We start from the raw sequence: 8,393 nt of genomic DNA, 5'->3' as shown, positions 1-8,393 counted from the left end.
CCCGCTCCGCCGATGACTAGGCCTAGTTAAGCGGAGGACTCCTCTAGCCGCGCGATATGCAGCGTCAGGTAGGAGACTTCATCGGGGGTTAAAGTGCTGTCGAGGCGCAGCTCAATCAGGTTGGCTACCATCTGGGCGGTCTCGACGGCATCGGGGTAGCGCGCGGAGATGGCGGTGGCCACCTGGCGGTCGTCGGAGTCGAGCTGCTGGTGCTCCGCCATGCGCACGAAGAGATAGCGCAGGTGGGTAATGAAGCGGGCGACGGAGATATCTTCGCTGTTGAGCTCCGTATCGTTGTGAGATCCGATAACGGCCAGAATCTGTTGGATGAGGCCCGTCATGCGGTAGGTGCCGGAGAGATCCCCCACCGCGAACCCGGCGTTGACCAGGTGGAGGGTGATGGCCACGGCCTCATCAGGAGCCAGAGGTTTGTGCAGGCCGCTGTTGATGGCGGCGAGTAGCTGTTGCGCGAGGGAAAAATCGTCGGCGTAGAGGTGGCGGACCTCCGCTTCCAGTGGATAGGACACGGTGTTGCCGCGGCTGACTGCGCCGTGGATGTGATCCGCAATTGCCACGACCAGTGTGAGCTTGCTACGCAGTGTCTCCGACATGTCGACGGAGTGCATGGCGTCGATGACTAGCTGGACGTATTCGCCGGGAATACCGGCAATCATGGCGGCCAGGTGGTCCGGATCGCGGCCGGAATCAGGGACGAAGACCTTCACCACCTTGGCCGGGTCAATCTCAGCACCAGGTTTGGCTTGGAAGCCGATGCCGCGGCCGGTGACAATGACGTCTTCCGCACCGCGCCGCGCGAGCACGACGTTGTTATTGAACACGCGCAACAGTTGCACAGGGCACCTTTCTGGTTGGGGTTAACCGGTTAGGGCGAAAACGACTAAAGCCGGCCACGATGGTGGTTCCATCGAGCCAGCTTAGTCAGGGTTCGTTAGAGGCGTGCTAAAGGTTTCCTAGTGGGTCCTTTAGCGGGTCGTGGTGATGACCGTATCGCCAGCGGCGGCGTGGTTCAGACCAGCCGGGGTGACGGCGGACAGCGCCTTGGTGTTGGTGACGGCCAAGACGATGGTGGTGTCGTAGCCGGCTTCGGTGACCTTGGCAAAGTCAACGGTGGCAAGCAGCTCGCCCTGCTTGACCGTGTCGCCCTTCTTGACGGCTGGGGCGAAACCTTCGCCCTTCATCTTCACGGTGTTGATGCCGATGTGGACGAGGACCTCCACGCCGTCCTCGGTCTTGATGCCGTAGGCGTGGCCGGACTTCATGGCACTCATGACGGTGCCGCTGACGGGGGCGTAGACCTCGTTGCTCTCGGGGACGATGCCCACGCCATCACCCAGTGTGCCGGCGGAGAAGACCGGGTCATCGATCTCAGCCATGGGGACAACCTTGCCGGTCGACGGCGAAGCGATGTCGGTGGTGGTACCAGCGGCAGGCTCAGCCGCCTTGGCGGGGGCGTCTTCCTTGGTGGCCGTTGCGGTGGCAGCACCGGCGCCAGCGCCGGCAGCGGTGGTTGCGGGGGCATCGGCAAGCGCGGCGTTGTCGGCGGTGTTGGCGTTGTCGAGCTCGGCCTTTTCGGCTGCCTCGCGGGCGGCCTTAGCCTCAGCGCGCTCCTCCGGGGAGCGGTAGTCAGTGATGAAGACCGCCAGGAAGGCCACGACGAATGCCACAGCAATGGCGATGGCGTACTTGGCCATCGGGCTAAACACGGAGATGGTCAGCAGGGAGGTGAAGACGAAGGCATCCGTGGTGATGCCGTTGGAGCCCAGGGTCAAAAGTGCCACGGTCAGGCCACCGGCAAAGCAGCCCACCAGCATGCGCGGGTAGATGCGCTTGTAACGCAGGTGAATGCCGTAGAGAGAAGGCTCGGAGACGCCGCCCAGCAGGCCCGCAACCAATGCGGAGCCGGCGGTCTGACGCATCACGGTGTCTTTGTCGCGGATGGACAGTGCCAGCACGGCGGCGGTGGCGCCGAAGCAGGCGAAGTTCCAAGCACCCATTGGGCCCTGGATGAAGTCATAGCCCAAGGTCTGGATGTTTACCAGCATCAAGGCGTTCAGTGGCCAGTGCAGACCCAGCGGAACCAGGAACGGGTAGATCATCGGGATAGCCAGGGCGAAGACGAATGGAACGTTGTCATTCATCCAGGACAGGCCGGCGCCGATGCCGTTACCGGCCCATACGCCGAACGGGCCGATGAGAAATGCCGTGAGAGGGATGACGATGAGCATGGTGAAGAACGGGACGAACACCATGTGCAGAGCAGAAGGAATGATCTTCTGGAAGAAGCGGTAGACCAGCGCTGCCACAAAAGCCATCATCAACGGCACGAAGACATTGCCGCCGTACCCCGGAAGCTGCATGGTCATGCCGAAGATAGGAATGGAGCACTGCTCGCTGCCCAACGTATCGTTGACCACGCACTGGACGGCAGGGTTCTCAGAAAGGCCCAAGAACTCCGGAGTCAGCAGGGCGGCCATGATGGCGCCCGGGACCCACGGGTCGATGCGCAGCTTCTTGCCGGCGTTGTAGGCCACCATCAGTGGCAGGAAGTAGAAGACGGAGCGCCACATGGCGTCGACGAAGAACCACGAGGCGGGCTTGTCCTCGGCGCGGAAGTCGACGATTCCGAATGCGTCGAGGATCGACGCGAAGGCGATAATCAGCGAGGCGCCGAGCAACACACCCAGAATTGGTCGGAAAGAATCGGACAAGTACTCGAAGAACTCGTCCATAAAAGGAACCTTGCCCTTCGCCTTCGAGCGGGCCGCGGCTTTGATGTCCGCATTCGAAGCGCCGCCGTCTTTCATCTCCGACAAAGCGTTGATCTCGTCGTAGACGGTAGCGACGTCGCCACCGATAACTACCTGGTAATTTGAGTCGCCTTGCGGCACGGCGCCGAGCACCTTGGGGATGGCGTCGAGCGCTTCCTTGTCGGCCTTCGAGGCGTCGTTAAGCTGGAAGCGCAGGCGGGTGGCGCAGTGCGTGAAAGAGGCAATGTTTTGCGCGCCGCCGATGCCATCCAAGATGGCCTCAGCTGTAGAGCGCGTTTGCGTCGACATGAGATTTCCTTTCGAACTTCTTACCGGGCGCAATGCAGTTCGCGGAGGTTCCTGGGGCCTGCCCAGGAGGCCTAAAAACTACAAAAAGACCCAGGAAGCTGGGTCTTTGCATTTCACAGTTCAGTGGAATGCGCGGTGCACACAGCATCCTAGGTCTTGCCCGAAGTAACAATCCTTATAAATTCAACCTACTCCGCGGCTCTCACTCTGGGCAATTTATGTGACTCACCACACCGCTTTTTCGGGTGGCTGGGCGATTGGAGGTTCCTAAATGTGTTTTAGATTGCACTAAGCCTTTTTAAAACGGCTAAATTCGGACATCTCCAGTATGGTGAAGAGGTCACTGTATGTTGTGCCTCGTGACGCGCAACACACAACATCGTCTACTCTTTGGGAAGAGAAAGGCTAGCAGTAAATGTCTTCACAGAACTCCGCACTCGTGAGCGTCATTGGCCGTGGTTTCGACGGCCTCGATATCGCCTCCCTGGCAACCGACCTCGGCGCGACCTTCGCGCAGCTCGATGACCTGGGCACCACCCTGGACCAGATTCTGGTCACCGTTCCAGAAGGCGACGTCGTGTTGCAGGGCACGGGTGTGATGGACTTTGACGCCAAGGCCGCAGCGGCCCTGGGCATCCCGTTTGTTCTGATTTCCAACGCTCCGCAGCGCACCTCCGACCTGGCCCTTGCACATGCCCGTTCCCTGGGTGCTGAGGTAGTAGGCGCGTTTACCGACGTCGCGTCTGTCCCCGGTGCGCTCGCAGCCATCGAGTCCGTCGCGCCGGTAATGAGCGCGGAGGTCTTCCAGAAGCAGTTGCTTGACCAAGCCCGTGCCGCCGGTGCGCACATCGTTCTGCCGGAAGGCGAGGACGACCGCATTATCGAGGCAGCCGGAGCGCTTATGGCGGGCAAGGTGGCGAAGCTGACCATCCTGGGTGATGAGGCGGACGTCGCCAAGCGTGCGGAGCTCCTCGGGGTGGATCTCACCGGCGTGGACGTCATTGACCACCTGAACTCCCCGCTGGCAGAGGAGTTCGCGGCCGACTTCGCGGAGCTGCGCAAGAAGAAGGGCGTTACCCTCGAGCAGGCGCGCGAGACCATGAAGGATGTCTCCTACTTCGCCACCATGATGGTGCACAAGGGCCTGGCAGACGGCATGGTTTCCGGCGCTGCGCACACCACCGCACACACGATTAAGCCTTCCTTCCAGATCATCAAAACCGCGCCGGGCGCATCCGTTGTTTCCTCCATCTTTTTGATGGTGATGCGCGGACGCCTGTGGGCCTTCGGTGACTGCGCGGTCAACCCAAACCCGACCGCCGAGCAGCTGGGTGAAATCGCCGTGGTTTCTGCGAAGACCGCAGCGCAGTTCGGCATCGACCCACGCGTGGCCATGCTGTCTTACTCCACCGGCACCTCTGGCTCCGGCCCGGACGTCGACCGTGCAGTTGCTGCTGTTGAGGCTGCCCGCGGTATCGATTCCTCCGTCAAGGTGGATGGCCCGCTGCAGTTCGACGCCGCTTGTGACCCAGGCGTTGCTGCCAAGAAGGCACCGGAGTCCGAGGTGGCTGGACAGGCAAACGTCTTCATCTTCCCGGACCTGGAGGCGGGCAACATCGGCTACAAGACCGCCCAGCGTACCGGCGGCGCACTGGCAGTCGGCCCGATTCTGCAGGGCCTGAACAAGCCGGTCAACGACCTTTCCCGCGGCGCTACCGTTCCGGACATCATCAACACCGTCGCAATCACGGCTATCCAGGCAGGAGTCAAGTAAATGGCCTACGTACTCGTTCTTAACTCAGGATCTTCCTCAGTCAAGTTCCAGCTGGTTGACCCAGCAGGCAAGGCTACCGACGCCCCGCTGGTCTCCGGCCTTGTGGAGCAGGTCGGCGAGCCGATGGGTGCCGTCACCGTCAAGACTGGTGGCGAGGAATACAAGGAAGAGCTGGAGATTCCTACCCACTCTTTCGGCCTGGAGCGCGCGTTCGACATCATGCACCAGCACAATGTCGGCCCGATGGACGTTGAGGTCATCGCTGTGGGCCACCGCGTTGTGCACGGCGGCCGCCTCTTCTCCGATCCACAGCTGATTACGGACCAGATTGAGTCCATGATTGAGGACCTCATCCCGCTGGCTCCGCTGCACAACCCGGCCAACCTGGACGGCATTCGCGTGGCTCGCAAGATGCTGCCGAACATTCCGCACGTGGCCGTGTTCGATACCGCGTTCTTCAACACCCTGCCGCCGGCTGCTGCGCTTTACGCCATCAACAACGAGGTGGCCTCCAAGTACGACATCCGTCGCTATGGCTTCCACGGCACCTCCCACGAGTTCGTCTCCCAGCAGGTTCCGCGCCTTCTGGATAAGGACCCGAAGCGCGTCAACCAGATCACGCTGCATCTGGGCAACGGTGCTTCGGCAGCAGCAATCCGCCATGGCCGCCCGATTGACACCTCGATGGGCCTTACCCCGCTGGCTGGTCTGGCAATGGGTACCCGTTCTGGTGACATTGACCCGGGCATCATCTTCCACCTCTCCCGCCAGGCGGGCATGTCTATCGATGAGATTGACAACCTGCTCAACAAGCAATCCGGTGTGAAGGGCATTTCTGGCGTCAACGACTTCCGTGTGCTGCGTGAGCGCATCGAAGCCGAGGACCAGGATGCATGGCTGGCATACAACATCTACATCCACCAGCTGCGCCGCTTCATCGGCTCGTACATGATTGCGCTAGGCCGCCTGGATGCGATCACCTTCACCGCGGGTGTGGGCGAAAATGACACTGAGGTGCGTCAGGATTCGCTGTTCAACCTGGGAATGTATGGCATCCACTTTGATAAGGAAGCAAACCTTGTGCGCTCGAAGGAGCCGCGCATGATTTCCACGCCGGACTCGCCGGTCAAGGTCTTCGTGGTGCCGACCAACGAGGAGCTGGCTATCGCACAGAAGTCCGCTGAAATCGCCGATATGGCGCGTGAGGCGGGGCTGTACTAGTCCGCGTTTGGAAGGGGCCAACCTGGTGGTTGGCCCCTTCGTCGCGATGAGTTATCCACAGATTTAGCCTGTTGCGCCAATTCCCTCTTGCGCTAGTACTGGCCTGGCTAGTGGACTATCCCTATGGGACAATTCGGGGGAGTAGTAGAAGGGCAGTCGCGGCCTTGGCATGAAGAGCAGCTGGCGCGGTGTTTACGGGCGGGCCATAGTGCTAGGCGGGCGGTGCTCGTGGGAGTTTCGGCGGCGCGGGTGCATGGGCTGTGGGTCCTCCCGCCGCGGGGCGGCGAGGAGCCGGTGACGCTCGCTCTGCGCTCTGGCGTTATGCCGCCGCGGAGAGACTGGGGCCACGGCCGAAGTTACAAGAAGATGCGTCTGCCAGATTCTATGGTCGAGAAGGCACAGGGCGTTCGCGTGACGTCTGCTTTGCGCTCCGCGTTGGATGTCGCGCGCTTCGAAGGCTGGATTCGCGGCTTCGTGGCACTCGAATCATGGTTCCGGATGCATCCTGAACTCGATGTCGAGGCTGCCAAGGCTATGGCTATGGATTGCCTCGAAACTATGGGGCGGGTCAAAGATATCGCTGAAGCACGTCGAGCTATATCGCTTCTTTCTGGTCAATGCGAGTCGCCCTACGAGGCATTATGTATCGCCTTATTGGCACACGCAAAGATGGGTCATTCCATCCAACAGCAAGTCTGGGTGATTCCCAGTGTTCGAGTTGATGTTCTGATTGATGGTTGGCTGGTATTGGAAATTGATGGAGCCGTGAAGTATGACGGCGAAACCTATGACTCGGATACCCGGCGGGTAATCGTGGAAGAGCGTCGCCGCGAGGTGCGATTGCAGAATGCCGGTTACACGGTATTCCGTGTGACTTCGACTGAGCTGTTTCATCAGCCGCAGAAGTTCCTCGCAGATCTGCGGGCAACTTGGGTGTCTGGCCGTGAGCGGGGACTGCAGCAAGTGGTGCGCCAGGCGTAGGCGCTTCCTCTCACCAGGGTCCTCACCATTTGCAGGTGGTTGGCCTAGATGGTGAGGTCGAGCTGTAACTACTGTGACTGGCGCTGTCTGCTGGGGCTGGTGATCACTCACCTCACCATGTGGTCCTCACCATTTGGGCTGAGGCACGACGCGAATAGTCAAATGGTGAGGTCGCGATGTGGCTAGTGGAGTCAGTGTTCATGGTTGGGGCTAGTGATGGCTATTGAGGTGACGTTCGGGACGGTTGACCTCACCATTTGGAAGGGCAGACATGGCGGAAGGCAGAGCCATCGAGGGGAGCCGCGGAGGCGGCCCAGGCTAAAAGTTGGTCACAGGCCGCACTTGGTTCGCCAGGTCCACCAGCGCGTAGCGGTGCCGCGCGAAGGGCGCCTGCCGGGCCAAGGCGCGCAGAGTATCGGCCAAGCCGTAGCGTAAGCCACGCTGCGTGAAGGCGAACTCGAAGAGGTCGTTCGGAGAGGCCGCTGCATCGAGGTCACAGTCGCGGAGGAAGTTCAGGCCCGCGGAGATGACTGCCGCCTTGACCTGCAAGAATCGCGGCTCATTTTGTGGGATCTCCTCCAGACGGCGGGCAGCGCGGCGGATACGAGACTCGGAAAGATCGTGCAGTACCAGTTGCAAAATGGTGGTCAGCCGGGCCATGCGGTAGTGGCGCGAGGCGTTGGGCACGCGATCTAGCGTCGCCACGGCCAGCTCCACCTGCTGCTCCGAGCGCATCTGGCGGGCCAGGCCGAAAGCGGAAGAGACCGTGGTCGGGTAGGTGGCCCACACGATTCCGTACAGACGCATCGAGTTAAAACGCAGGTGAGCCGGGTCATCGGTGACGTGATCCCAGATTCCTCGATCGTCGGTAAACAGTTCGTTCGGCAGCTCGTCCAGGCTGGTAGTGAGGTTCGCACATGCCCGCGCGATGGCAGGATCGATGAGCGAGACTTCGTTGTAGCCCAGCTGCTGCAAGATGAGCTCGTTAATCGCCGCGATAGCCAGCTTCGGCGCCGGCTCGCCCGGCAGCAGGTTGAGGACGTTCGCGAAGTGCACTTGGGCGGCGCGATAGTCGTCGAGAAGCAGCACGGCGACGCCGGAGTACCACTGGAAGCGCCAATCGTTTCCGAGCTTGTCCTCGATCGAGGCGAGCCATTCGCGGGCCTGGCCGGTATAGCCCAGGTCGATCATGGAACGCACCACGCCGAGCGGGATTTCTGCAGATTCCTCGTACTCCGGAGCCTGCATGGCCTGGCGCAGCGTTTCGAGGGCTTCCTGCGGCTCCGTGTAGGAAGCACCCTGCAGGAGCGCGGCGCCTACGTCCGAGCGGTCCACCAGGG

General features: G+C 61.2%; 6 protein-coding genes. 3 read left to right on the top strand and 3 right to left on the bottom strand.

Annotation, left to right across the window (positions count from 1 at the left end; translation table 11 throughout):
- Positions 1-26: 26 nt before the first annotated feature.
- Positions 27-854, bottom strand: coding sequence for a PRD domain-containing protein (locus HMPREF2724_RS03440; protein ID WP_062037024.1), 828 nt, complete (start codon positions 852-854; stop codon positions 27-29).
- A gap of 129 nt (positions 855-983) precedes the next feature.
- Positions 984-3,077: a glucose PTS transporter subunit IIA gene (locus HMPREF2724_RS03435; RefSeq protein ID WP_070587173.1), complete on the bottom strand. Its 2,094-nt coding sequence runs from the start codon at positions 3,075-3,077 to the stop codon at positions 984-986.
- A 415-nt stretch (positions 3,078-3,492) separates the two neighbouring features.
- Here HMPREF2724_RS03435 and pta point away from each other — a divergent pair, with 415 nt between their 5' ends.
- The 3 genes from pta to HMPREF2724_RS03420 all read left to right on the top strand — a co-directional run bounded on the left by pta (position 3,493) and on the right by HMPREF2724_RS03420 (position 7,053).
- Entirely contained in the window at positions 3,493-4,851 is a 1,359-nt protein-coding gene (pta, locus tag HMPREF2724_RS03430) for a phosphate acetyltransferase (protein WP_061924832.1), read from the top strand.
- Positions 4,852-6,072: an acetate kinase gene (locus HMPREF2724_RS03425; RefSeq protein ID WP_061924828.1), complete on the top strand. Its 1,221-nt coding sequence runs from the start codon at positions 4,852-4,854 to the stop codon at positions 6,070-6,072.
- 366 nt (positions 6,073-6,438) lie between these two features.
- Positions 6,439-7,053 (top strand): hypothetical protein, encoded by a 615-nt coding sequence (locus HMPREF2724_RS03420; RefSeq protein WP_168164866.1) that lies wholly within the window; start codon positions 6,439-6,441, stop codon positions 7,051-7,053.
- 318 nt (positions 7,054-7,371) lie between these two features.
- Here HMPREF2724_RS03420 and HMPREF2724_RS03415 read toward each other — a convergent pair.
- The coding region (locus tag HMPREF2724_RS03415; RefSeq protein WP_305764391.1) for a tetratricopeptide repeat protein at positions 7,372-8,393 on the bottom strand (1,022 nt) is incomplete at its 5' end.

Origin of the sequence: Corynebacterium sp. HMSC071F07, from assembly GCF_001810285.1 — a bacterium.
In the GTDB taxonomy this organism is placed as follows: Bacteria; Actinomycetota; Actinomycetes; order Mycobacteriales; family Mycobacteriaceae; genus Corynebacterium; species Corynebacterium simulans.
Note: the sequence above shows the minus strand (reverse complement) of the source record. Positions and strands in the feature narration are given on the sequence as shown.

Excerpts from the sequence above, each read along its gene's own strand:
- HMPREF2724_RS03435 (WP_070587173.1), bottom strand. The coding sequence starts at position 3,077 with ATGTCGACGCAAACGCGCTCTACAGCTGAGGCCATCTTGGATGGCATC.
- pta (WP_061924832.1), top strand. The coding sequence starts at position 3,493 with ATGTCTTCACAGAACTCCGCACTCGTGAGCGTCATTGGCCGTGGTTTC.
- HMPREF2724_RS03425 (WP_061924828.1), top strand. The coding sequence starts at position 4,852 with ATGGCCTACGTACTCGTTCTTAACTCAGGATCTTCCTCAGTCAAGTTC.
- HMPREF2724_RS03420 (WP_168164866.1), top strand. The coding sequence starts at position 6,439 with ATGCGTCTGCCAGATTCTATGGTCGAGAAGGCACAGGGCGTTCGCGTG.